At 70.9% G+C, this 25,076-nt stretch carries 18 protein-coding genes and 2 pseudogenes; 14 read left to right on the top strand and 6 right to left on the bottom strand.

Going from position 1 to position 25,076, the window contains the following annotated elements; translation table 11 throughout:
* Positions 1 to 116: 116 nt before the first annotated feature.
* The 7 genes from ACZ7GZ_RS28995 (at position 117) to ACZ7GZ_RS28965 (ending at position 7,949) form a co-directional block, all read left to right on the top strand.
* The gene (locus ACZ7GZ_RS28995; RefSeq protein ID WP_471028654.1) at positions 117 to 1,652 is read left to right on the top strand and encodes a gamma-aminobutyraldehyde dehydrogenase; all 1,536 of its coding nucleotides are present in this window, start codon (positions 117 to 119) and stop codon (positions 1,650 to 1,652) included.
* A gap of 112 nt (positions 1,653 to 1,764) precedes the next feature.
* Positions 1,765 to 3,012 carry an ABC transporter substrate-binding protein gene (locus ACZ7GZ_RS28990; protein WP_471028651.1) on the top strand — a complete coding sequence of 416 codons (1,248 nt, stop codon included), beginning with the start codon at positions 1,765 to 1,767 and terminating at the stop codon, positions 3,010 to 3,012.
* A gap of 5 nt (positions 3,013 to 3,017) precedes the next feature.
* Positions 3,018 to 4,169, top strand: a complete 1,152-nt coding sequence (locus ACZ7GZ_RS28985) for an ABC transporter ATP-binding protein (RefSeq protein ID WP_471028650.1) — start codon at positions 3,018 to 3,020, stop codon at positions 4,167 to 4,169.
* Positions 4,169 to 5,098, top strand: coding sequence for an ABC transporter permease (locus tag ACZ7GZ_RS28980; protein ID WP_471028647.1), 930 nt, complete (start codon positions 4,169 to 4,171; stop codon positions 5,096 to 5,098). Before ACZ7GZ_RS28985 ends, ACZ7GZ_RS28980 begins: the two co-directional genes overlap by 1 nt.
* Positions 5,099 to 5,899, top strand: coding sequence for an ABC transporter permease (locus tag ACZ7GZ_RS28975; RefSeq protein ID WP_471028646.1), 801 nt, complete (start codon positions 5,099 to 5,101; stop codon positions 5,897 to 5,899).
* A 37-nt stretch (positions 5,900 to 5,936) separates the two neighbouring features.
* Positions 5,937 to 7,367, top strand: coding sequence for an NAD(P)/FAD-dependent oxidoreductase (locus ACZ7GZ_RS28970; RefSeq protein WP_471028645.1), 1,431 nt, complete (start codon positions 5,937 to 5,939; stop codon positions 7,365 to 7,367).
* A 132-nt stretch (positions 7,368 to 7,499) separates the two neighbouring features.
* The gene (locus ACZ7GZ_RS28965; protein WP_471028644.1) at positions 7,500 to 7,949 is read left to right on the top strand and encodes a hypothetical protein; all 450 of its coding nucleotides are present in this window, start codon (positions 7,500 to 7,502) and stop codon (positions 7,947 to 7,949) included.
* A 76-nt stretch (positions 7,950 to 8,025) separates the two neighbouring features.
* Here ACZ7GZ_RS28965 and ACZ7GZ_RS28960 read toward each other — a convergent pair whose 3' ends face one another.
* Both ACZ7GZ_RS28960 and gabT read right to left on the bottom strand, forming a co-directional pair.
* Positions 8,026 to 8,772, bottom strand: coding sequence for a phosphatase PAP2 family protein (locus ACZ7GZ_RS28960; RefSeq protein WP_471028643.1), 747 nt, complete (start codon positions 8,770 to 8,772; stop codon positions 8,026 to 8,028).
* A gap of 378 nt (positions 8,773 to 9,150) precedes the next feature.
* Positions 9,151 to 10,485, bottom strand: a complete 1,335-nt coding sequence (gene gabT / locus ACZ7GZ_RS28955) for a 4-aminobutyrate--2-oxoglutarate transaminase (RefSeq protein WP_471028642.1) — start codon at positions 10,483 to 10,485, stop codon at positions 9,151 to 9,153.
* 313 nt (positions 10,486 to 10,798) lie between these two features.
* Between gabT and ACZ7GZ_RS28950 the strand changes: the two genes are divergently transcribed.
* The 5 genes from ACZ7GZ_RS28950 to ACZ7GZ_RS28930 all read left to right on the top strand — a co-directional run bounded on the left by ACZ7GZ_RS28950 (position 10,799) and on the right by ACZ7GZ_RS28930 (position 19,492).
* Positions 10,799 to 12,946: an ATP-binding protein gene (locus ACZ7GZ_RS28950; protein ID WP_471028639.1), complete on the top strand. Its 2,148-nt coding sequence runs from the start codon at positions 10,799 to 10,801 to the stop codon at positions 12,944 to 12,946.
* A gap of 107 nt (positions 12,947 to 13,053) precedes the next feature.
* The gene (locus ACZ7GZ_RS28945) at positions 13,054 to 14,751 is read left to right on the top strand and encodes a PucR family transcriptional regulator (RefSeq protein WP_471028638.1); all 1,698 of its coding nucleotides are present in this window, start codon (positions 13,054 to 13,056) and stop codon (positions 14,749 to 14,751) included.
* A gap of 632 nt (positions 14,752 to 15,383) precedes the next feature.
* Positions 15,384 to 16,829: an aldehyde dehydrogenase family protein gene (locus ACZ7GZ_RS28940; protein WP_471028637.1), complete on the top strand. Its 1,446-nt coding sequence runs from the start codon at positions 15,384 to 15,386 to the stop codon at positions 16,827 to 16,829.
* A 259-nt stretch (positions 16,830 to 17,088) separates the two neighbouring features.
* Entirely contained in the window at positions 17,089 to 18,459 is a 1,371-nt protein-coding gene (locus ACZ7GZ_RS28935; RefSeq protein WP_471028635.1) for a S53 family peptidase, read from the top strand.
* A gap of 136 nt (positions 18,460 to 18,595) precedes the next feature.
* Entirely contained in the window at positions 18,596 to 19,492 is an 897-nt protein-coding gene (locus tag ACZ7GZ_RS28930) for an SMI1/KNR4 family protein (RefSeq protein WP_471028633.1), read from the top strand.
* Positions 19,493 to 19,553: 61 nt separating this feature from the next.
* Here ACZ7GZ_RS28930 and ACZ7GZ_RS28925 read toward each other — a convergent pair.
* Positions 19,554 to 19,772, bottom strand: a pseudogene (locus ACZ7GZ_RS28925) (glycoside hydrolase family 3 C-terminal domain-containing protein); the annotation flags it as partial.
* Positions 19,751 to 19,965 (bottom strand): annotated as a pseudogene (locus ACZ7GZ_RS28920) (glycoside hydrolase family 31 protein); the annotation flags it as partial. The pseudogenes ACZ7GZ_RS28920 and ACZ7GZ_RS28925, both read right to left, overlap by 22 nt.
* Before the next feature lie 560 nt (positions 19,966 to 20,525).
* Between ACZ7GZ_RS28920 and ACZ7GZ_RS28915 the strand changes: the two are divergent.
* Positions 20,526 to 22,463: an acyl-CoA dehydrogenase family protein gene (locus tag ACZ7GZ_RS28915; RefSeq protein WP_471028631.1), complete on the top strand. Its 1,938-nt coding sequence runs from the start codon at positions 20,526 to 20,528 to the stop codon at positions 22,461 to 22,463.
* A 114-nt stretch (positions 22,464 to 22,577) separates the two neighbouring features.
* On the opposite strand, the gene ACZ7GZ_RS28910 is transcribed toward ACZ7GZ_RS28915, so the two are convergent.
* Together ACZ7GZ_RS28910 and ACZ7GZ_RS28905 are read right to left on the bottom strand one after the other, a co-directional pair.
* Complete coding sequence (locus ACZ7GZ_RS28910) at positions 22,578 to 23,051, bottom strand: hypothetical protein (protein ID WP_471028629.1); 474 nt, start codon at positions 23,049 to 23,051, stop codon at positions 22,578 to 22,580.
* A 111-nt stretch (positions 23,052 to 23,162) separates the two neighbouring features.
* Positions 23,163 to 23,621 carry a lamin tail domain-containing protein gene (locus ACZ7GZ_RS28905; RefSeq protein WP_471028628.1) on the bottom strand — a complete coding sequence of 153 codons (459 nt, stop codon included), beginning with the start codon at positions 23,619 to 23,621 and terminating at the stop codon, positions 23,163 to 23,165.
* A 177-nt stretch (positions 23,622 to 23,798) separates the two neighbouring features.
* Here ACZ7GZ_RS28905 and dxr point away from each other — a divergent pair, with 177 nt between their 5' ends.
* On the top strand, positions 23,799 to 25,070 hold the full coding sequence (dxr, locus tag ACZ7GZ_RS28900) for a 1-deoxy-D-xylulose-5-phosphate reductoisomerase (RefSeq protein WP_471028625.1): 1,272 nt from the start codon (positions 23,799 to 23,801) through the stop codon (positions 25,068 to 25,070).
* The last annotated feature ends 6 nt before the right edge of the window (positions 25,071 to 25,076 follow it).

Genomic DNA, 25,076 nt, shown 5'->3' with positions numbered 1-25,076 from the left:
GGCAACAACGGAATCACTTGTTGGAGTCCACTCCCTCTGTCAGGATCGGCACTCAAATCGAGCTGGAGCTACGCCACCCACCCCCCGGGACGGGGCGAACGGCGGAGGAGAGCGACATGCACAACCCGGGCACCGCCACCCCGGAACGATTTCCCGCCGAGAAGCGATTCGCCGACGGCGCGCAGTTCATCGCCGGCCGGCTGACCAAGGGCACCTCGGGCCGTACCCACGCCGTGGTCGACCCCGCCACCGGCGAGGAGGTGTACACCTACGAGCTGGCCGGCCCCGACGACGTCGACGCGGCCGTCGCCGCCGCGCGCGAGGCCTTTCCCGGCTGGGCCTCGGCCACCCCGGGCGAGCGCTCCGACGCCCTGCACCGGTTCGCCGCCGTGCTCGCCGAGCGTGCCGAGGACTTCGCCCGCGCCGAGTCGCTGCAGTGCGGCAAGCCGCTGAAGCTGACCCGCGAGTTCGACGTACCGGGGACGATCGACAACACCGCCTTCTTCGCGGGCGCCGCCCGGCACCTGCAGGGACAGTCCGCCGGCGAGTACTCGGGCGACCACACGTCGTACGTCCGGCGCGAGCCGATCGGTGTGGTCGGCTCCATCGCGCCCTGGAACTACCCCCTCCAGATGGCCGCCTGGAAGATCCTCCCGGCGATCGCCGCGGGCAACACCATCGTGCTGAAGCCGGCCGAGCTGACCCCGCTCACCTCGCTGCTCTTCGCCCAGGCCGCCACGGACGCCGGCCTCCCCGACGGTGTGGTCAACATCGTCACCGGGACCGGCAGGGAGGCGGGGGAGCACCTGGTCGGCCACCCCGATGTCGCCATGACCTCCTTCACCGGGTCCACCGCCGTCGGCAAGCGCGTCGCCGAGGTCGCCACCGCCACCGTCAAGCGGCTCCACCTGGAGCTGGGCGGCAAGGCACCCTTCGTGGTCTTCGACGACGCCGATCTGGAGGCCGCCGTCCACGGCGCCGTCGCCGGTGCGCTCATCAACACCGGACAGGACTGCACGGCCGCCACGCGCGCGTACGTGCAGCGACCGCTGTACGACGCGTTCGTCGAGCGGACGGCGGCGCTGATGGAGACCGTGCGGCTCGGCGACCCGTTCGCCGCCGGTACCGACCTCGGCCCGCTCATCTCGCACGCCCAGCGGGACCGGGTCGCCGCCTTCGTGGACCGTGCGCGTGCCTACGCGCGCGTGGTGACCGGCGGCGAGGCGCCGAAGGGCGGTCTGGAGAACGGCGCCTACTACCGGCCGACCCTGATCGCCGACGCGGCCCAGGACAGCGAGATCGTCCAGTCCGAGATCTTCGGCCCCGTCCTGGTCGTCCTGCCCTTCGACAGTGATGATGAGGGCATCCGGCTGGCCAACGACAGCCCCTACGGCCTCGCCGCCTCCGCGTGGAGCGCGAACGTCTACCGCGCGAACCGCTGCACCCGCGAGATCAGGGCGGGCTGCGTGTGGATCAACGACCACATCCCGATCATCAGTGAGATGCCGCACGGCGGCTCCAAGGCGTCCGGCTTCGGCAAGGACATGTCGGTGTACTCCTTCGAGGAGTACACCCAGGTCAAGCACGTAATGTTCGACAACACGGCGGTCGCCCGCAAGGACTGGCACCGCACGATCTTCGGGGACCGGTAGCAGCCGCCGCCCGGCGAGAGCCGGGCACCACGTGCAGCCGGCTGCTGCCGGGTGTGACGACCCGGCCCCGACCAGGCCGACCACCCATCCCTCCCGAAAGGGCACCACGCGCATGGAGCAGTACGAGCCCGACCGCCTGACACCGGTCGAAGTCGCCGCGATGCGGCGCAGCCTCCGTAACGGCCGGGCCGCCATGACCCGCCGGTCCCTGCTGCGGGCCTCCGCGGGCGGTGCGCTCGCGGCCGGCGGACTCGGCGCGCTGAGCGCCTGCGGCATCCCCGCGGCGACCAAGACGCAGGGCGGCGTGTCGGCCGACGACCACTCCGCCACGGAGAAGGTCGTCGACTTCTCCAACTGGCCCGAGTACATCGACGTGGACGACAAGGGCAAGCGCCATCCCACGCTCGACACGTTCGCCCGGCGCACCGGCATCCAGGTCAAGTACACCGAGGACATCAACGACAACGACGAGTTCTTCGGCAAGATCCAGCCGCAGCTCGCCGCCGGCCAGGACACCGGCCGTGACCTCATCGTCCTCACCGACTGGCTGGCCGCCCGCATGATCCGCCTCGGGTACGTCCAGAAGCTGGACCCGGCCAACCTGCCGCACGCGTTCGCCAACCTGTCGGACCAGTTCCGGGCCCCCGACTGGGACCCGGGCCGCGCCTACTCGTACCCCTGGCAGGGCATCTCGACCGTCATCGCCTACAACAAGAAGGCGCTCGACGGCATCGAGGTGAAGTCGGTCTCCGACCTGCTCGACAACCCCAGGCTCAAGGGCCGCGTCGGCTTCCTCACCGAGATGCGCGACAGCATCGGCATGACGATGCTCGACATGGGCAAGGACCCGGCGAAGTTCACCGACGACGACTACGACCAGGTCATCGCCCGCCTGCAGAAGGCCGTCGACAGGGGCCAGATCCGGCGCTTCACCGGCAACGACTACACCTCCGACCTCACCAAGGGCGACTTCGCGGCCTGTATCGCCTGGGCCGGTGACATCGTCCAGCTCCAGGCGGACAGCCCGGACGTCGGCTATGTCGTCCCCGACAGCGGCTACATGACGTCGACGGACAACATGCTGATCCCCAACAAGGCACGTCACAAGACGAACGCCGAGCGGCTCATCGACTACTTCTACGAGCCGGAGCCGGCCGCCGAACTCGCCGCGTACATCAACTACGTGAGCCCCGTCGCGGATGTGAAGCCCTACCTTGCGAAGATCGACAAGTCGGCGGCGAACAACCCGCTGATCATTCCCGACAAGGCGATGCAGGCCAGGTCCCATGCCTTCCGCTCCCTGAGCTCGAAGGAAGAGACGGCCTACCAGCAGAAGTTCTCGAAGCTCACAGGGGCGTGACGACGATGACGACACCAGACAACAGCGGCGACGTCCGCCTCTCCGGTATCAGCAAGACCTACGACAACGGCTTCACCGCCGTGCAGCCGCTGGACCTGACCGTGCCGCAGGGCTCCTTCTTCGCTCTTCTCGGTGCCTCCGGCTGCGGCAAGACCACCACCCTGCGCATGATCGCCGGCCTGGAGGAACCTTCCTCCGGGACCGTGCGTCTCGGCGACCAGGACGTCACCCACCTGCCGCCGTACAAGCGGCCGGTCAACACGGTCTTCCAGTCCTACGCCCTCTTCCCGCACCTCGACATCTTCGAGAACATCGCCTTCGGTCTGCGCCGGCGCGGCATCAAGAGCGTGAAGAAGCAGGTCGAGGACATGCTGGAGCTGGTCCAGCTCGGCGAGCAGGCGCGCAAGAAGCCGCACCAGCTCTCCGGCGGCCAGCAGCAGCGCGTCGCCGTCGCCCGCGCGCTGATCAACCATCCCAAGGTGCTCCTCCTCGACGAGCCGCTCGGCGCCCTCGACCTCAAGCTGCGCCGCCAGATGCAGCTGGAGCTCAAGCGCATCCAGACCGAGGTCGGCATCACCTTCGTGCACGTCACGCACGACCAGGAGGAGGCCATGACCATGGCCGACACGGTCGCCGTGATGAACGCGGGCCGCGTCGAGCAGCTCGGCTCGCCGGCCGACCTCTACGAGAACCCGAAGACGACGTTCGTCGCGAACTTCCTCGGCACCTCCAACCTCATCGAGGCCGAGGTCGACACGAAGAACGGCGACGACATCGTGCTCAAGGCGGCCGGCGGCAAGCTGGTGCTGCCCGAGGCGCGATGTTCCGCCCCCACGACGGCCGGCGGCAAGGTGCTGGTCGGCGTCCGCCCCGAGAAGATCGCGCTCACGCACGCCGACGACGCGGGCTCGATCCCCGAGGGCCGCAACCGCCTCACCGGCAAGATCGCCGACGCGAGCTTCATCGGCGTCTCCACCCAGTACGTGATCGACAGCCCGGTCTGCGACGAACTCGCGGTGTACGTCCAGAACGTCGAGCGTGACGGCCGGCTCGTGCCCGGTGCCGACGTCGTGCTGCACTGGAGCCCGGCGCACACCTTCGGTCTGGACGCCGCCCAGGACATCGGCGCGGGCACCGAGGAAGAGGCGGCCGCCTGATGTCGACGCTCACCGAGGCGCCCCCGCCCCTCGCGCCCACCGCACCGGAGAAGAAGCCCCCGCGCAGACGCGGCCGGTTCACCCCGTACTGGCTGCTGCTGCCCGGCATGCTCTGGCTGATCGTCTTCTTCGCGCTGCCGATGATCTACCAGGCCTCCACCTCCGTGCAGCAGGGCTCCCTGGAGCAGGGCTACAAGGTCACCTGGCACTTCGTGACGTACTGGGACGCCCTGTCCGAGTACTGGCCGCAGTTCCTGCGCTCCGTCGCGTACGCCGCCGCCGCGACCGTGCTGTGCCTGCTCCTCGGCTACCCGCTGGCCTATCTGATCGCCTTCCGCGCGGGCCGCTGGCGGAACCTGATCATGATCCTGGTGATCGCGCCGTTCTTCACCAGCTTCCTGATCCGCACCCTGGCCTGGAAGACGATCCTCGCCGACAACGGCCCGGTCGTGCACGCCCTGAACTCGCTGCACGTCCTGGACCTCACCAACTGGCTCGGCTGGACGGCCGGCGACCGCGTCCTGGCCACCCCACTGGCCGTCGTCTGCGGTCTGACGTACAACTTCCTGCCGTTCATGATCCTTCCCCTGTACACCTCGCTGGAGCGGATCGACGGGCGGCTGCACGAGGCGGCCGGCGACCTGTACGCCAAACCCTGGACCACCTTCCGCAAGGTCACCTTCCCGCTGTCGATGCCGGGCGTGGTCTCCGGCACGCTGCTGACCTTCATCCCCGCGGCCGGTGACTACGTCAACGCCGAACTCCTCGGCTCCACCGACACCCGCATGATCGGCAACGTCATCCAGACGCAGTTCCTGCGGATCCTGGACTACCCGACGGCCGCGGCCCTGTCCTTCATCCTCATGGCCGCCATCCTGGCCATGGTCACGATCTACATCCGCCGGTCCGGGACGGAGGACCTGGTCTAAATGCCCGTCGTCACCTGGCTCAAGCGCCGACTCGTCGTCATCGCGGGACTCCTGACGCTCGCGTACCTGCTGCTGCCGAACGTCATCGTCACGGTGTTCTCCTTCAACAAGCCGAAGGGCCGCTTCAACTACGAGTGGCAGCAGTTCTCGCTGGACGCCTGGAAGCAGCCGTGCGGCGTCGCCGACATGTGCGGCTCCCTGTCCATCAGCCTCCAGATCGCCGTGTGGGCGACGATCGGGGCCACCCTGCTCGGCACGATGATCGCCTTCGCGCTGGTCCGCTACCGCTTCCGGGCCCGCGGTGCCGTCAACTCGCTGATCTTCCTGCCGATGGCGATGCCCGAGGTCGTCATGGCCGCCTCGCTGCTCACCCTGTTCCTCAACATGGGCGCCCAGCTCGGCTTCTACACGATCCTGATCGCGCACATCATGTTCTGCCTCAGCTTCGTCGTCACCGCGGTCAAGGCGCGCGTGATGTCGATGGACCCGCGCCTGGAGGAGGCCGCCCGGGACCTGTACGCCGGCCCCGTGCAGACCTTCCTGCGGGTCACCCTGCCCATCGCGGCACCGGGCATCGCCGCGGGCGCGCTGCTGTCGTTCGCGCTCTCCTTCGACGACTTCATCATCACCAACTTCAACGCCGGCTCGACCGTCACCTTCCCGATGTTCGTGTGGGGTTCGGCGCAGCGCGGCACGCCCGTCCAGATCAACGTCATCGGCACGGCCATGTTCCTCGTCGCCGTGCTCTTCGTCCTGACCTCGATGGTCATCACCAACCGCCGGAACAAGCAAAAGGCGTAGGCCTTTTCGGGAACGTCCTCTGTAGGGAGTTGAAATCATGGCCCCAAGCGCCATGAGCCGTGGCAAAGACAAGTGGATCTCCTCTCTCTCCGAAGCCCAGCCGGTCCCGTACTGGCTGGAAGACCCCGGCAAGCCACCCGCCGAGCCCGCCCTCACCGGCACCGACACCTGCGACCTGCTGGTCGTCGGCGGCGGCTACAGCGGGCTGTGGACCGCGCTGAACGCCAAGGAGCGCGACCCGCAGCGCGACGTGGTCCTGCTGGAAGGCCGCGAGGTGGGCTGGGCCGCCTCCGGCCGCAACGGCGGCTTCTGCGCCGCCTCCCTCACGCACGGTCTGCCCAACGGCCTCACCCGCTGGCCCGACGAGATCCACACACTGGAGGAGCTGGGCCGGCGCAACCTCGACGAGATCGAGGCCGCGATCGCCCGGCACGGCATCGACTGCGACTTCGAGCGCACCGGCGAGATCGACGTCGCCACCGAGACCTACCAGGCCTGGGAACTGAAGGACTGGCACCGGGAGCTGGCGGAGAGGGGCCTCGCCGACGGCATCGAGTTCCTGGACGCCGACGCGGTACGCGAGCAGGTGAACTCGCCCACCTTCGAGGCCGGCCTGTGGGACCGCAGGGGCGTGGCCATGCTGCACCCCGCGAAGCTCGCCTGGGGCCTGAAGCAGGCCTGCCTGAACCTCGGGGTGCGGATCCACGAGCACACACCCGCGCTGACCCTGAAGCGGTACGGCGCCGGGATGGCCGTACGCACCCCGTACGGCGCGGTCCGCGCCCGACGGGTCGCCCTCGGCACGAACATCTTCCCCAGCCTGCTGCGCCGCGTGCGCTCCTACACCGTCCCGGTCTACGACTACGCGCTGATGACCGAGCCGCTGACCACCGGCCAGTTGTCGGAGATCGGCTGGAAGAACAGACAGGGCCTCGGCGACTCGGCCAACCAGTTCCACTACTTCCGCCTGTCCGCCGACAACCGCATCCTGTGGGGCGGCTACGACGCGATCCACCACTACGGCGGCCGGGTCCGCTCCGAGTACGACGACCGGCCGGAGACGTACGCCAAGCTCGCGGGCCACTTCTTCACCTGTTTCCCGCAGCTGGAGGGCGTCCGCTTCACCCACGCCTGGGGCGGCGCGATCGACACCTGCTCGCGCTTCTCGGCGTTCTTCGGCACAGCGCACCAGGGCAGGGTCGCGTACGCGGCGGGCTACACGGGCCTGGGTGTGGGCGCGACCCGCTTCGGCGCGGACGTGATGCTGGACCTGCTGGACGGGGAGCGCACCGATCGGACGGAGCTGGAGATGGTCCGCAGGAAGCCGCTGCCGTTCCCGCCGGAGCCGTTCGCCTGGACCGGGATCGCCCTCACCAAGTGGTCTCTGGCCCGCGCGGACGCGCACGGCGGCCGACGCAACCTGTGGCTGCGGACGATGGACCGGCTGGGGCTGGGATTCGACAGCTGAGCCTTCACGGGTGTGAGCCAGCTCACTTGAAGAGAGTCGCGAAACCCGCGTAATGCCCGCGGAAGGCCTCCCTCTCTCCTCCTGACGCGACCGCGGAAGAACGGTCGGGCGAGAGAAGAGGGAGGCCTTCTCATGACTGGGGCGAAGACGGCCGTCGAGTGGCTGGTATCCGTCGCGCCGGATCCGGAGGCCTGCCGCTGGGAATGGGAGCGCAATCCCCTCGGTGTCGCGCTGCTGCCCGCCGGCAGGGCCTGGGACGTGCTGATCCTGCCCGGTGAGCTCGGCTGTCCGACCCTGGACGTGCTCACCCGGGTCCTCGACCAGCCCGGCCCGGTACTCGCCGACTCCGGTGACAACCGGGTCGGGTTCTTCGTGCCCCCGGGCACCGCGGCCCGCTGGCTCGGCACGGGCATCCGTACCGCGGGACCCGGCACCTGGATCGTCGTGCCGTACCCGGGCCGGGCCACCCACGGCGTGCGCTGGCTGGTGCCGCCGGACGGCTCGGGCACGCTGACCGACCCGGCGCTGCTGGAGCTGGCGATGCACGAGGCGGCGGCGGAGCAGGCCGGGGGCGGGGAATGAGGGCGGTCGGCGTCCGGGGCGGCGGCACCCGCACCGCGGGGCGTACCTCCCGGTGATGCACGCCCTGCGCGACGCCCTACGAAGAAGACGAACCGCGGCTCGTACGCGACCCGCGGAACCCGGCCGTCGCTGCGGGGCCTGATGGCGTGGCCGGTGAACCGGGACCGCCACGCGAACGGGGAGTTCCACAGGAACCTCGACGCCTGCTTCGGCTGCCGGGGCCGACGGACAGGGTGAGGGCGGTCAGCAGCACGGCGCACAGACACCAGCTCGCCACCACGTCCAGCGGCCAGTGATAGCCGTGGCGGACCAGGCCGTACGACACCCCGAGGACGAGGGCCGCGCAGCCGGCGACCAGGGTGCGGCGGGCGGCCGTGGAGCGCAGCCAGGGAAGCAGGAGCAGGGTCGCGGAGCCGTAGGCGACGGCCGCCGTGGCCGTGTGACCGGAGGGGAAATACCCCGCCCCGGGAGGCATCACGGGGGTCCCCGGCCGCGCGGTCCACTCCTTGAGCGGTACGACGACCGCCGGGACCAGCGCCATCAGGACGCCCGCGGCGAGCGGCGGCAGCCACCAGCGGTCCGCACCGGCGGCACGCCCCCGCCAGGCCGCGTACCCGAGAGCCAGGACCAGCACCGGGACGGCGACCTGGATGTTCCCGAGATCGGAGAGAAACTCGGAGAACCCGTCCGGATGGACGAGGGCCCGGCTGAGGCGGGCGTCCAGGCGCAGCAGCGGGCCGTGACCGACCACCTGCCAGGTGATGAGCGCGAAGAGGACGGCCGGGAGGCCGAGGAGCGGGGCGCGGCGGACTACGGTCGACACGGCGCTCAGCCTGACAGACGGGCTCGGCGAGAAGGAGGTCGGCCGCCCCGGAACAGGGGGGGTCGTTCCGAGGCGGCCGTCCGGATCGGAACGTCGCGCGCCCCGGGGGGTTTGGGGCGGCGACCGTCCGATCGGTGAGGAGATCCCGGAGCCGTCAGGCGCCGGTTGTGTGCGCGAGGGCACGACCAGGTCGAAGCTGGGGAGGCCTCGGCCTGAAATCGCCCACAGTCCCCTGTGGGCGGGGTGTATCTCTCATCTGGGTAGAACCTACGGCAGCCCGAGGCGCTTGGGCAGACGGAATCGCGTCCCGTCATCCACCCCGCACACCTTCTTCACACGGCCTGCCGTAGGTGCCGGTCAGAGGTGCGGACCTCTCGCTCAGATGCGCGAGAAGGCCTGCTCGATGATGTCGAGACCCTCGCCCAGGAGGTCCTCGCCGATCACCAGCGGGGGCAGGAAGCGCAGCACGTTGCCGTAGGTGCCACAGGTCAGGACCAGCAGGCCCTCGGCGTGGCAGGCCTTGGCGAGCGCGGCGGTGGCCTCGGGGTTCGGCTCCTTGGTGGTCCGGTCCTTGACCAGCTCGATGGCGATCATGGCACCGCGCCCACGGACATCACCGATGATCTCGAACTTCTCGGCCATGGCGGTGAGGCGACCCTTCATGATCTCCTCGATGCGCTTGGCCTTGCCGTTGAGGTCGAGCTCCTTCATGGTCTCGATGGCACCGAGCGCACCCGCACAGGCGACGGGGTTGCCGCCGTAGGTACCACCGAGCCCACCGGCGTGCGCGGCGTCCATGATCTCCGCGCGCCCGGTGACGGCGGCGAGCGGAAGCCCGCCGGCGATGCCCTTGGCGGTGGTGATCAGGTCGGGGACGATCCCCTCGTCCTCACAGGCGAACCACTGCCCGGTCCGGCAGAAGCCGGACTGGATCTCGTCGGCCACGAACACGATGCCGTTGTCGTTGGCGAACTTCACGATCTCCGGCAGGAAGCCCTTGGCCGGCTCGATGAAGCCGCCCTCGCCGAGCACCGGCTCGATGATGATCGCGGCCACGTTGTCCGGGCCGACCTGCTTGGTGATCTGGTCGATGGCCTGCTTGGCGGCCTCCGGACCGGCGTTCTCCGCCCCGGTCGGCCAGCGGTAGCCGTACGCCACCGGCACCCGGTACACCTCGGGCGCGAACGGCCCGAACCCGTGCTTGTACGGCATGTTCTTGGCGGTGAGGGCCATGGTCAGGTTGGTCCGCCCGTGGTACCCGTGGTCGAACACGACGACGGCCTGCCGCTTGGTGTAGGCACGAGCGATCTTGACGGCGTTCTCGACGGCCTCGGCGCCGGAGTTGAACAGCGCGGACTTCTTGGCGTGGTTACCCGGGGTCAGCTCGGCGAGAGCCTCCGCGACCTCCACGTAGCCCTCGTAGGGGGTGACCATGAAGCAGGTGTGGGTGAAGTCCGCGAGCTGGGCGGAGGCGCGGCGCACGACGGCCTCGGCGGACGCGCCGACGCTGGTCACGGCGATACCGGAGCCGAAGTCGATGAGCCGGTTGCCGTCGACGTCCTCGATGATCCCGCCGCCCGCGCGCGTGGTGAAGACGGGCAGCACGGAGCCCACACCCTGCGCGACCGCCGCGGTACGGCGGGCCTGCAGCTCCTGCGACTTCGGGCCGGGGATGGCGGTGACGACGCGACGCTCCTGCGGAAGTGCGGTCATGGGGGGCTCCCTGATGATCTTGCGTTGATCTGCGTACCGGACGGTCCCGGACGATTCCGGGCGGTGCGTTTTCAGCCGCTTACCTATCTTTCTTCGCAGGCTAGGGCCGGGGGCGGGGGGTGGGCATGCTCCATGTGGGCGTTGTCGGGGAGGACGGTTGTCCGGAGTGGATATAGAGGAACTGGGAGGACGACGCGACGGCGTGCGCACAACTCACCGCGTGCCCTGCCGCGCAATCGCTGAACTCCCGTTGCGAGGGCATTAGATTGACTCGCTGACGGTGGACGGAGCGGCTGGTCAGGGGGCAAGGGCGATGGACAGCGACGGGACGCAGGACACGCGGGGCACACATGCGCACCCTGTGCCGCGCCCAGCAACACCATTCGAAGCCGGCGCGGGCCCCCAAGAGGCCGCAACGGTTCCGCAGCGGCCAACCATGCCGCCCGTTGTTCCGCCGCTGCCGGACGGATCGGGTTTCATGACGTGGTTGCGTGCGCCGAGGCCCGAGGCTGCGCCCGGGATCTGGCGATTGCGCTATCGACCGCGGCCGGAGGTGGAACCCGTCAGGACTCCCACCCGACAGCTGCTGGGCGGAGCGGTGATCGCACTGCTGTGCGGGTGGCTGTTGTGCTCTCTGCTGTGGAACGGCTATCTCGGCGGCTTCTGGCAGTGGCCGTGGTACGTGCTTGCTCCGCACTCGTGGGTCATGGGGCAGGCTGGCGCAGTGGGGGGGACTGCAAATTGGATCTATGACGGTCTCGTGTTCGCTGCGCTCTTCGCGGTGTTCGGCAGAATCGGGCACTGGGGGGAGGTCTGGCGGCGTTACGGTCCTCCGGCCTGGCGTTCGACCCTCCCTACAGCCGAACCGCCCCCCATTCCAGACCACGACCCAGCCGAGTTCCCCCATCTCCGCGCCGCCGGTGCCCACGAAGCCGCGGAGCGGCTTGCTGCTGAGGCGAAGGCCGGGCTGATGCGGGATGTCGATCACGCGCGGATCAGCCGTGCCTGGCAGGGCGTGCGGTCGGGGCGGCACACCCTCGCCGGTTTCACCGGCGCCGTTCTCCAGGACGGCTCCGCCGCCTGTCTGCACCCCTCCGGCGAGCGCGACCTGCCCGCCCGGCAGGCTCGCCACGACCTCCTCACCGGCCAGGTCCGGCTCGGCACCACCGCCGACGATCCCCGCAACCCCTACCACTACCGCGGGGCCGGCCTCGGCCTCGACCCCGGGCTGCTCGGCACCTCACTGCTCGCCGTCGGCCCGGCCGGTTCCGGGAAGACCAGTGCGGTGGTACGGCCGCTCGCCGAGTCCCTGTGCCTGCACGCGCTCGCCGGCCGCGCCTCCGTCGTGGTCGTCGGAGCGGCAGGCGCCGGCCTCGGCCCGGCCGAGGCCTACGACGTCGTCGTACGCATCGGCCAGCCGGAGTCCGTCTACGACCTCGACCTCTACGGCGGCACCACCGACCCCGACGAGGCCGCGGCCATACTCGCCGAGGCCCTCGTCGGCGATCTCGCCGACCCGCACCCGGGCAGCGACAGCCGCCGCTCCACCACGGTCCTCGCTCAACTGCTCGGCCCCTTCCACGCCGTCCACGGCCGCTTCCCGTCCGTGCCCGAACTGCGCGGGCTCCTCGACGGCGCTCCCGGCCCGCTCGCCACGCTGCGCAAGGCGCTCATGGACAGCGGGCAGGAAGGCCTGCTGCGCGAACTCGACGCCCGTGAGCGCCAGATGGCGCATCCGGGCGACGGCGGCACCGTGCTCGCCGACCGGATCGCGTTGCTCGACCGGCCCGCCTTCGCCGCCTTCTTCGACACCTCCGGCCAGACCCGGCCTTTCTCGCTCAAGGCCCTCGACCACCCTGTCCGCGTCCGCATCGACCTGCCCCAGCGCGGTCACGCCGACGCCTCGCGGATCCTGGCCCGGCTGGTGCTCGCCCAGTTCACAGCGGCTGTGACGGTACGGGAGGACCGGTCGCTCTTCGCCTGCCTGATCCTCGACGATGCCTCCGGTGTCGTCACCCCGGAGGCGGTCCGCGGTATCCAGCGGCTGCGCTCCGTGGGGGCCGGCGCGGTGCTCACCCTGCGCACCCTGGACGACGTACCCAGGCCGTTGCGCGGACCGCTGCTCGGGGCCACCGGCTGCCGGATGGCACTGTCCGGGGTCACTCCCTGGGATGGGCAGGACTTCGCCGACGTATGGGGCAAGGAGTGGACCGAGACCCGGGACGTCACCGATCGGCAGATCATCGCCGAGACCCCGGCCGGCAAGGCCGTGCACATGCTGCGCCGGGTCATCACCGGGCAGGCCCCCACCGCTCGCGCCGTCACCGTGCGGCAGGTCGAGCGGGAGCGTTGGTCGGCTTCTGAGTTGGCTCATGGGGTGCCGGCGGGGCATGCAGTGTTGTCGTTGACCAGTGTGCGCGGGGAGCACGCACCGCCGTTGCTCGTGGATCTGCGGGGTTAGGGGGCGCCGGGGGACCGTACGGTGAGGCAGAATCGGCATAGGTCGTTCATACGCCGCGGCCAAAAGATCACCGGAAGATCACCGGCTCTCCTCACCGTGAAGGCCCCATGCCCCCGACCCTCGCCTCCCTCGTCCACCACTCCGCGCTCAAACTGACCGTGCGCGCGGGCGAGGACCGCCTCGACGTGCCCGTCCGCTGGGCCCACGTCAGCGAGCTGGCCGACCCCGTGCCGTACATGGAGGGCGGCGAGCTGCTGCTGATCACCGCTCTCAAGCTCGACGCGGAGAACCCGGAGGCCATGCGGCGGTATGTGAAACGCCTGGTGGGCGCCGGTGTCGTCGGGCTCGGGTTCGCCGTCGGGGTGAACTACGAAGAGATTCCCGAGGCGCTCGTCGAGGCCGCGCAGGCGGAAGGGCTGCCACTCCTGGAGGTACCCCGCCGCACCCCCTTCCTCGCCATCAGCAAGGCCGTGTCCGCCGCCATCGCCGCCGACCAGTACCGGGCCGTCACGGCCGGCTTCGCCGCGCAGCGCGAGCTGACCAGGCAGACCCTCAACGCCGGGCCCGAGGGGCTGCTCGGTGCGCTCGCCGGGCAAGTCGACGGGTGGGCGGCCCTGTACGACGCCTCCGGCGCCGTCGTCGCCGCCGCGCCCGAGTGGGCCGGCCGTCGGGCCGCCCGGCTGACCGCCGAGGTCGAACGGCTGCGGGAGCGGCCCGCCCCGGCCTCCTCCGTCGTCGGCGGGCCCGATCACGAGGACCGGGTCGAACTGCACTCCCTGGGCACGGGGCGGCGGCCCCGCGCCGCCCTCGCCGTCGGCACGGCCGCAGCCCTCGGCACCGCCGAGCGGTACGCCGTCCACTCCGCCATCGCCCTGCTCACCCTCACCACCGAACGCTCCCGCTCCCTGCACGCCGCCGAGCAGCGCGTCGGTACGGCGGTGCTGCGCATGCTGCTCGCCGGGCAGCCCGACCACGCCCGGGCCGTCGCCGGGGACCTGTACGGCGGGCTGCTCGACGCGCCGTTCCGGATGATCGTCGCCGAGTCGGTGTCCGGCTCGGCCGCACGGGCGCACGCCGACGCCCACGCGCACGCCCACGCCCACGCCCATACTCACGCGCGTGTCCCCGGCGCCGCCAAGCAGCCGGCCCCGGCCGCCGCTCTCGCCGCCGCCGACACCGGCGGGGACCCGCTGGGCGGGCTGACGGAGACCTTGGAGTCCGCCGCCGCGCGCTCCGGGGAGGCCGTGCTGGTCGTGCCCGAAGGGGAGCGGCTGGTGGTGCTCGCCGCCGACGGGGGCGCGGCGGTGGCCGCCTGTACGCAGTACGCGGCGGCGCTGGAGGCGGCGCGAGCCGTGCCCGAGCAGACCGCGGCCGACGAGGACGAGTTGGTCGTCGGACTGTCCGCACCGGCCGGGCCGATCGCCGCGGCGGCGGCCTACAAACAGGCCGAGCAGTCGCTGTCGGTGGCCCGGCGGCGGGGGCGCGTGCTGGTGGAGCATGAGCAGCTCGCCGCCGGGTCCGTGCTGCCGTTGCTGGCCGACGACGCGGTGAAGGCGTTCGCCGACGGGCTGCTGCGGGCGTTGCACGAGCATGACGCGACGGGGCGGGGTGATCTGGTCGCCTCCCTGCGGGCGTGGCTGTCGCGGCACGGGCAGTGGGACGCGGCCGCGGCGGACCTCGGTGTCCACCGGCACACCCTGCGGTACCGGATGCGACGGGTCGAGGAGATCCTCGGACGCTCCTTGGACGACCCCGACGTCCGGATGGAACTCTGGCTCGCCCTGAAGGCGACGTCGACGGAGTGACCGGCCCGGCCCCAGGGGCAGGGCAGGGGCAGGAACGGGGGACGAGAGCAGGGGCCAGGGGGAACCGTCCACCAGGGCCGCGCCGCGCCCGGTAGTGACGAAGCCCTGCGCGGCCCGGTAGTCATCCCCGGCCACCGCGCGCCCGGCCCGTTCCCTGCCCGCGGGCGTCCTCGCCGCGCGCCCGCCCCGCCCCTCGCTCCGCCTCGCTGCCGCCTCCGCGCCGCCGCCCCTCGCCTCCGCGTCGCCCCCCGCCTCGGCGCCGCCCCCCGGCCTCGCTGCCGCCTCCCCGCCTCCGCGCCGCCCCCCGCCTCCGCGCCGCCTCCCCGCCTCCCCGCCTCGGCGCCCGCCCCCGCCCCCCCGCCTCCGCGCCGCCTCCCCGCCTCCCCGCCTCGGCGCTCGCCCCCGCCTTCGCGCCGCCCCCCGCCTCCCCCCCGCCCCTCGCTCTGCCCCCGCCTCCTCCCCGCCCCGCCCGGTCCGGCACCGTCGTAGCGGCGCAAGTGACTCCGCCATTCCGGCGCACCCCCCACCCCGACTGCTACGACTCGGACAAACGACCCCCGGCCGCCCCCGCCCTACCGTGGACACCGAACCGAAAGAACACCCCCAAACGCGGAAGGGCCGGGACTCACGACATGACTTCCACCCACGCCTTCTGGCTCGCCGGCCGCCAGGTCTCCGGCAAGGACACCTTCGACGTCACCTCCCCGTGGGACGGCCGGCTCGTCGGCAAGGTCAGCGTGCCGACCGACGCCCAGGTCGAGGAGGCCGTGGCCGCCGCGTACGCCGTGCGGGACGAGTTCGCCGCCACCCCGGCACACGTGCGCGCCGCCGCCCTGGACCACGTCAGCAAGCGGCTGGTCGAGCGCACCGAGGAGATCGCCCAGCTGATCTCCGCCGAGAACGGCAAGCCCATCAAGTGGGCCCGAGGGGAAGTCGGACGCGCGGTTTCCGTGTTCCGGTTCGCCGCTGAGGAGGCCCGGCGGTTCAACGGCGGCGAGGCCCAGCGCCTCGACACCGACGCGGGCGGCCAGGGCCGGCTCGCCCTCACCCGTCGCTTCCCGAAGGGTGTCGTGCTCGGCATCGCGCCGTTCAACTTCCCCCTGAACCTGTGCGCCCACAAGGTCGCCCCGGCGATCGCCGCCGGTGCCCCGATCATCCTCAAGCCGGCCCCGGCCACCCCGCTGTCGGGTCTGGTCATCGGCGAGCTGCTGGCCGAGACCGAGCTGCCCGCCGGGTCGTGGAGCATCCTGCCGGTCGCCAACGACCGTATGCCCGCCCTCGTCCAGGACGAGCGCCTGCCGGTCATCTCCTTCACCGGTTCCGAGAAGGTCGGCTACGCGATCATGGACTCGGTGCCGCGCAAGCACTGCACGCTGGAGCTGGGCGGCAACGGAGCGGCGGTCGTTCTCGGCGACTTCGCCTCCGACGCGGACCTGGACTGGGCCGCGACCCGTATCGCGACCTTCTCCAACTACCAGGGCGGCCAGTCCTGCATCTCCGTGCAGCGCGTCATCGCGGACGCCTCCGTGTACGACCGTCTGCTGCCGCGTATCGTCGCCGCCGTCGAGGCACAGGTCACCGGTGACCCGAGTGACGCCAAGACGGACGTCGGCCCGCTGGTCAGCGAGGACGCCGCCAAGCGCGTCGAGTCGTGGGTCAAGGAGGCCGTCGAGGCCGGGGCCACGCTCCTCACCGGTGGCGACCGCGACGGCGCCTCCTACGCGCCGACCGTCCTCACCGACGTGCCGGCGGACACCACCCTCGCCTGCGAGGAGGTCTTCGGGCCGGTCCTCACCGTGCAGAAGGTGGACGGCGAGGCCGAGGCGTTCGCCGCGGTCAACGACTCCAAGTACGGCCTCCAGGCGGGCGTGTTCACCCACGACCTGCAGGTCGCCTTCCGCGCCCACCGCGCCCTCGAGGTCGGCGGCGTGGTGATCGGCGACGTCCCGTCCTACCGCGCCGACCAGATGCCGTACGGCGGCGCCAAGCAGTCCGGTGTGGGCCGCGAAGGCGTGCGGTTCGCGATGGAGGACTACACCTACGAGCGCGTGCTGGTTCTCACCGGTCTCGCGCTCTGACCTGCCACGGACAGGTCGGACAGAACGGCCGGAGCCCACTGTGCGGGGGCTCCGGCCGTTCCTGTTCCCGGACCGAGGGATAACCCTCTGTCCGTTTCCCCGTTTTCTGTCCCCTGGTAAAGGATTCGATATCGGTCGTTCAAGAGTGTTGCCCTGCGTCTTGTTCTGTCCATGACCCACCCGATGAGATGCGCCTGACCAGTTCGTCCGGGCCGGGTTCCTCCCGCCCAGGACGCGTCAGGAACACTCAGGGGACCACATGCACATAGCCCGTACCGGGCGCGGCGTCGCGGCGTCCGCCGCCACCGTCGCGCTCGTCGCCGCCGCGCTGGCGGCCACCTCCCAGGCCGGCGCCACCACCGCCGCGCCCGCCGGCGTACCGCACACCTTCGCGGCACCGGCCATCGCGGGGCACAACCTGGTCCACGGCGTGGCCAGCCCGCTCCCGATCGCGCAGTGCCAGGCCAAGTGGCACATCAACTGCTACAACCCGCTGCAGTACCGCACCGCGTACAACCTGAACCCCCTGTACAAGAAGGGGATCACCGGCAAGGGCCGCACGATCGTCATCGTCGACTCCTTCGGGTCCCCGACCGTCCAGCACGATCTGGACGTCTACAGCAAGCAGTTCGGGCTGCCCAGCACCAAGGTCAAGGTCGTCAAGTGGGGCCACGTCCCGAAGTTCGACCCCAAGAACTCCGACATGACCGGCTGGGCGGGCGAGACCACCCTGGACGTCGAGATGGCCCACGCCGTCGCGCCCGGCGCCAGGATCGTCCTGGTGGAGACGGCGGTCTCGGAGACCGAGGGGACCACCGGTCTGCCGGAGATGATGTCCGCCGAGAAGCACCTGATCGACCAGGGCGTCGGCGATGTCATCAGCCAGAGCTTCGGCGCCACCGAGAACACCTTCCCGGGCTTCGACAAGGGCGACTTCTCCAGCATCAAGAAGCTGCGGTACGCCTTCGAGGACGCCCAGCGCAAGCACGTGACCGTCCTCGCCTCCTCCGGTGACGGCGGCGCCACGGACATGAAGCTGGACGGCAAGACGTACTACAAGAAGCGCGTCAACTCCTGGCCCTCGTCGGACCCGCTGGTCACCTCCATCGGCGGTACCCAGCTCCACCTGAACGACAAGGGTGAGCGCGTCAAGCCCGACAGCGTCTACAACGACTACGGCGCGGGCGGCGGCGGCCAGTCCCACGTGTTCACGCGTCCGTCCTTCCAGGACAGCGTGAAGAGTGTCGTGGGCACCCGCCGCGGCACCCCGGACATCTCGTTGGCCGCCGCGGTCAACGGCGGCGCCTGGGTGTACTCCAGCTACGACCCGACCGCCACCGGCTGGGACGTCAGCGGCGGCACCAGCGAGGCCAGCCCGCTCTTCTCGGGCATCGTCGCCCTCGCCGACCAGGCGGCCGGCCACCGCGTGGGTGACATCAACGGGGCCCTCTACACCCTTCTCAAGCAGAAGAACCCGGGCATCGTCGACGTCAACGACGGCACCGACAACACCTACCAGGGTGTCAAGGGCTACAAGGCCGTCAACGGCTACGACATGGCCACCGGCGTGGGCACCCTGGACGCCCTGCGCTTCGTGCCGGCACTGGCGAAGGCTGCCCACCACAGCTGACGCCCCGCCACGCACCGGGGGAGGTCCCCAAGACGGCCCGGGTCCCCGACCCGGGCCGTCGGCGTGTGCCGGATCCGGCAAGCACACCGGACCCGGCAAGCACAGGGGCCTGTGGCGTGTGGTTCACTGCCCCGCCATGGACACACACGGAGTGCTCGCGGCCATCCACCCCCTGCTCTGGCCGGACACAGAGGAGTTGGAGTGCGGGGAGGCCGGGCACCCGAGGGGGCATGTGTGCCTCACGGCGTCCGACGGGGCCGTCCCGTCCGTGCTGCGCGAGGAGTTGAGCGGCTGGTACGGACAGCCGCGCACGCTGGTCAGGGGCGGGAGTGCCGATCCGGCGGCCTCCGAGCGGACCGGGCTGCCGCTGCTCGCGCCGTTCGGCGGCGACGTGATCGATATGTGTGCGTGGGCCGTCGGCGGGCGCTGGGTCGGCTGCGGTAGCGCCCGCACCGTCGACGGCGTACGAACCGTCGTCGTCATCGCCGGGCGGGCCGCACCCTCGGCGGCGGGGCTGCCGGAGGACGCCTCCTGGGTGGACCGGGTCGTCGCCGTCACGGGATGGGTGGCGGACACGCCGCAGGCCGTCGACTGGGCAGCGGCCGAGGCCCGTCTGGGGACCGCGCTGCCGAGCGACTACAAGCGGCTGGTCGAGCTGTTCGGGCGCGGCGCCTTCGACGGCTATCTCCAGCTCTACCTGCCCGGCGCCCCGCACTGCGACCTCGTCGAGTACAGCGAGTGGCTGGCCCGGTGGGCCGAGGTGCACGGCAACCGGCTGTGGGAGCCGCACCGGCCGTACCCCGCTCCGGGCGGGCTGCTGAAGTGGGCGGACAGCGTGCAGGCCGACTCGTTCTACTGGCTCACCGAGGGCCCCGACCCCGACAGATGGCCCGTCCTGGCGTACGAGGACGACCGCACCGCCTACCGGTTCGACGGGTCGACCGGGGAGTTCGTCCACCGCCTGCTCACCGACCCGGAGCAGCCCTTCTCGACCGCCCGTCACTTCAGAGCCCACTGGTTCCAGCGGTACTAGATCGCCGACGCATAGGCGTCGGTGGTGGGGGTGTCGAGCCTGAGGGAGGCCAGCACCGGGCCGCCGTCCAGGTCTGCGGGAGGCGGCCGGTGGGGGAGCCGTCGCCCGCCGGGACCCGGGCCAGGGCCGTGCCCGCCGCCTGGCCGCCGTGTGCCGTCCACAGCACGGCGGGAACCCGGGCGGCGTCCACCGCGTAGGGGTACGCCGACGTCAGGATCAGCACCGTGTGCGGCTTCGCGGCGCCGTGCCCCTCCGGTCGGGCGGGGAGTCGAGGAGTGCTCCCGGCAGGCCGTCGAGCACCGGGCCGCCGAGCCGGGCGCGCACCCGGACCGCGTCCGGCCCCATGGCTCGTTCCGCACCGTCTCCCGACGGCCGCTCCACTCCAGCGCCCCGTCCCGTTCCCGGAAGGTGCCGACGGTGGGGGAGGACTGGGCGAGGCCGACCTCGGGCGGTGCGACGGCATGCTGGTTCACGGCCTGCTCCTGGAGTGAGGAGTGCAGTCGGGGAAGCAGGCAGAGGGTGCCCCGGGGCCGGGCCGGCGGATGCCGGGAGGGGCGGGAGGTCTGGCCGGCGCGGTCGGGAGACGGGCGCTGCCGGTCGGGAGACGGGCGCTGGGGGTCAGGAGGCGGCCGGTGCCGGTCCCGAACCCTCCCGTACGGTCAGGGTCGGGCGCGATCAGCACGACCTCGTCCCCGCCCGGCCCGTCCAGCTTGGCCACCAGATGCTCGACCGCGTGCCGGCCCATCTCCACCGCAGGAAGGTCACCGCCAAGTGGGACTTCTCGCTCAGCCGGAACCCTGGCACGGTGGAGAGCAACCACAAGTACTCTCCGGGATCGAGTCGGGCATCGAGGTCTTCAAGGGCTCGGGGCGCCTGGACACGAAGGCCTACTCCAGTCGACATCGGCTGAGAAATCAGCTGAACGGACCGCGGGGGGTGGTGGGGTCGGCCCGTTTCGGGTACCAACGATCCAGTAGCACTGGTCGGTAACGAACGGTCCGCAATCATCCCTCTCCGCGGCGAGGTGAGCCTCATGTCCGCCCCCACCACTCCACGCACCAACGTCACCGAGCGCGAGGCACGCCAGGTGGCGGAGGCCGCCCGGCAGCAGGACTGGCACAAGCCCAGCTTCGCCAAGGAACTGTTCCTCGGGCGCTTCCGGCTCGACCTCATCCACCCCCACCCGCTCCCGGACCCCGAGAGCGTCCGGCGCGGAGAGGAGTTCCTCGCCAAGCTGCGCGCGTTCTGTGAGTCCACGATCGACTCCGCCCGCATCGAGCGCGAGGCCCGCATCCCCGACGAGGTCGTGGCGGGCCTGAAGGAACTCGGCGCCCTCGGCATGAAGATCGACCCCAAGTACGGTGGTCTCGGCCTCACCCAGCTCTACTACAACAAGGCCCTCGCCCTGGCCGGCTCCGCGAGCCCGGCCGTCGGCGCGCTGCTCTCCGCCCACCAGTCGATCGGCGTACCGCAGCCGCTGAAGATCTTCGGCACCCAGGAGCAGAAGGACGCCTTCCTGCCGCGCTGCGCCCGTACCGACATCTCCGCCTTCCTGCTCACCGAGCCGGACGTCGGCTCCGACCCGGCCCGCCTCGCCACCACGGCCGTACCGGACGGAGACGACTACGTCCTCGACGGGGTGAAGCTGTGGACCACCAACGGCGTGGTCGCCGACCTGCTCGTCGTCATGGCGCGCGTACCGAAGTCCGAGGGGCACAAGGGCGGCATCACCGCGTTCGTCGTGGAGGCCACCTCCGAGGGCGTCACCGTCGAGAACCGCAACGCCTTCATGGGTCTGCGCGGCATCGAGAACGGGGTCACCCGCTTCCACCGGGTGCGGGTCCCGGCCGCGAACCGCATCGGCCCCGAGGGCGCGGGCCTGAAGATCGCGCTCACCACCCTCAACACCGGCCGGCTGTCACTGCCCGCGATGTGCGCCGGGTCCGGCAAGTGGTGCCTGAAGATCGCCCGCGAATGGTCGGCGGAACGCGAGCAGTGGGGCAAGCCGGTCGCGCTGCACGAGGCCGTCGGCTCCAAGATCAGTTTCATTGCGGCCACCACCTTCGCCCTGGAGGCCGTCCTCGACCTGTCCTCGCAGATGGCCGACGAGGACCGCAACGACATCCGCATCGAGGCCGCCCTCGCCAAGCTCTACGGCTCCGAGATGGCCTGGAAGATGGCCGACGAGCTGGTCCAGATCCGCGGCGGACGCGGCTACGAGACCGCCGAGTCCCTCAGGGCGCGCGGTGAACGGGCGGTCCCGGCCGAGCAGATGCTGCGCGATCTGCGCATCAACCGCATCTTCGAGGGCTCGACGGAGATCATGCACCTGCTGATCGCGCGCGAGGCCGTCGACGCCCACCTCGCGGTCGCCGGTGACCTCATCGACCCCGACAAGTCGCTGTCCGACAAGGCGAAGGCGGGTGCGAACGCGGGCGTCTTCTACGCCAAGTGGCTGCCGAAGCTGGTTGCCGGTCCAGGTCAACTTCCCCTGTCCTACGGTGAGTTCAGGAACGAAGTCGACCTGTCCGGGCATCTGCGCTATGTCGAGCGCACCGCCCGCAAGCTGGCCCGCTCCACCTTCTACGCCATGTCCCGCTGGCAGGGCCGGATGGAGACCAAACAGGGCTTCCTCGGCCGGATCGTGGACATCGGCGCCGAACTGTTCGCGATGAGCGCGGCCTGCGTCCGCGCCGAACTGCTGCGCGGCCGCGACGAACACGGCCGGGAGGCCTACCAGCTGGCCGACGCCTTCTGCCGGCAGGCCCGCATCCGGGTCGAGGAACTCTTCGACCGGCTGTGGACCAACACCGACGCCCTTGACCGCGGTGTGGTCAAGGGCGTGCTCGGCGGGGCCTACACCTGGCTGGAGGAGGGGATCGTCGACCCGTCCGGGGACGGTCCGTGGATCGCCGACGCGACCCCCGGACCGGCCACCCGGCCGAGTGAGCGCCGCCCCTACGGCGACTGAGCCGCTCCTACGGCGACTGAGCCGCCCCTACGGCGACTGAGCCGCCCCTACGGCGACTGAGCCGCCCCTACGGCGACTGAGCCGCTCCTGTGCCGGCCGACAGGGCGCCTGGGGTCACGCTCCCCAGGTGCCCTGGTTGACGGCGCAGTTCCAGCCCGAGCCGTACACGCTGAGCTTCAGCTTGTAGCTGTGGGTGTTGAGCAGGTGCGAGGGCACCCGGAAGCCGAGGCTGGCCTTGCCCTTGAAGGTCCCCGTGTAGACGGACACCGACGTCGTGGAGTTGCGGGTGATGCGGCCGCCGGTCGGCTTGGCCTTGCCGAAGCGGAGGTTCTTGACGTTCGTGACGTTGAACGTGACCCGCTTGAAGCTCTGGGACGTCTTGCTCTTGATGCCGAAGTACAGGCCCCCGTTCGTGACCCAGCCGTGCGAGTCGACGTAGAAGCGGCTCGGATAGACGATGTTGATCGGGCAGCCGGCGCCGGCCGACGTCCGGGTGGCGGCCGATGCCGCTCCGGCGAGTCCGAGCTGAGCAGCGGTCAGAACTCCTGCGGTGGCCAGGACGGCCGCGGTCGCACGCTTGCGGTTCATGGGTGACTCCTCCCCCTTTGGCCCTTCTTGACTGGGCCCCGACAGAGAAGGATGCCATCTCGCGGGACCCGACGTGCGCAATTTCAGCACGACTTGTTCATCAGCAGCGGTTCAGCAGTACTTGTCGCTCGGGTCCCGCGTGGTCCAGGAGCAGGAGTCCACCTTGGAGCCGCTCGCCCTGGTGAGGGTGGCCGTGTCCCTGTCGTTGTTCCAGACGTAGGCGCGGCGGCCCTGGTACTTGTCCGACGTGGTGTCCGAGCCGCGACCGGTGTGGATCTTCATGTACTTCCCGGCGCCGATCCTGACGTCGGGGAAGACGTACCTGTGGTTGGAGGCGTCCTTCAGCACCCAGCCCCTGAGCGAGACGGCCGTGCCGCCGGTGTTCCTGATCTGCACCCACTCGGCGTTCAGGCTCGCGTTGGAGCGGTTGTCGCTGCCGGGGCTGTCGAACCAGACGTGGTGGATCTGCACACCCCCGGCCGCCTGGGCCGGGGTGCTGAGCAGGGTGCCGGTGAGCAGGGCCGCGCCGGCGAGGGCGGGCAGGGCGGCGCGCATGCGCACAGTAGGCATGGAGAGATCCCCCCAAGGATGTCGTCCGCGAACGTGGTGCCACTGAAGTGTTATCACATGATCTTCACTGATACTTCACAAGGGGAGGATCGCTCCATCCGGTGACGAAACCTGTTCACGCACCCGCCCGGGGGACGCCCTGTCCTGAGCGTCACCGCTTGCGGCAACAATGGAGGGATGACCGACAGCCCCGCCCATCCGGCACCCCTCGCCGACCCGCACCTCGTCTACGACCCCCTCGCGGGCGACAGCCCCAAGGACGTGGTGATCCTCGGCTCCACCGGATCCATCGGCACCCAGGCCATCGACCTCGTGCTGCGCCACCCCCACCGCTTCCGGGTCACCGCCCTGTCCGCGAACGGCGGCCGTGTCGCCCTCCTCGCCGAGCAGGCGCACCGGCTGCGGGTGCGCACCGTCGCGGTCGCCCGCGAGGACGTCGTACCCGCGCTGCGCGAGGCCCTCGCCGCCGAGTACGGCACCGGCGAGCCGCTCCCCGAGATCCTCGCCGGACCGGACGCCGCCACCCAGGTCGCCGCCTCCCCCTGCCACACGGTGCTGAACGGCATCACCGGCTCCATCGGCCTCGCCCCCACCCTCGCCGCCCTGGAGGCCGGCCGCACCCTCGCCCTGGCCAACAAGGAGTCCCTGATCGTCGGCGGGCCGCTGGTCAAGGCGCTCGCCAAGCCCGGCCAGATCATCCCGGTCGACTCCGAGCACGCGGCCCTCTTCCAGGCGCTGGCGTCGGGGACGAGGGCCGACGTCCGCAAGCTGGTAGTGACGGCCTCCGGCGGCCCCTTCCGCGGCCGTACCAAGGCCGAACTGGCGCACGTCACCGTCGAGGACGCCCTCGCCCACCCCACCTGGGCCATGGGCCCGGTGATCACGATCAACTCCGCGACCCTCGTCAACAAGGGCCTGGAGGTCATCGAGGCACACCTCCTCTACGACATTCCCTTCGACCGCATTGAGGTGGTCGTGCATCCCCAGTCGTATGTTCACTCGATGGTCGAGTTCACCGACGGATCCACGATCGCCCAGGCGACGCCCCCCGACATGCGCGGGCCCATCGCCATCGGTCTGGGCTGGCCCGAACGCGTCCCCGACGCCGCGCCCGCTTTCGACTGGAGCAAGGCCTCCACCTGGGAGTTCTTCCCGCTGGACGACGAGGCCTTCCCCTCGGTGAACCTCGCCCGGCACGTGGGGCGGCTCGCGGGGACCGCTCCGGCGGTGTTCAATGCGGCCAACGAGGAGTGCGTCGAGGCCTTCCGCAGCGGCGCGCTGCCCTTCAACGGGATCATGGAAACCGTCACCCGGGTCGTCGAGGAGCACGGCACCCCGGACACGGGAACTTCACTCACGGTGTCGGACGTCCTCGAAGCGGAGACCTGGGCGCGGGCCCGGGCCCGAGAACTCACTGCCACGACGGCGACCGCGGAGGCGCGTGCATGACGACCT

The sequence above is a fragment of the Streptomyces sp. NPDC037288 genome (assembly GCF_055603265.1).
Note: the sequence above shows the minus strand (reverse complement) of the source record. Positions and strands in the feature narration are given on the sequence as shown.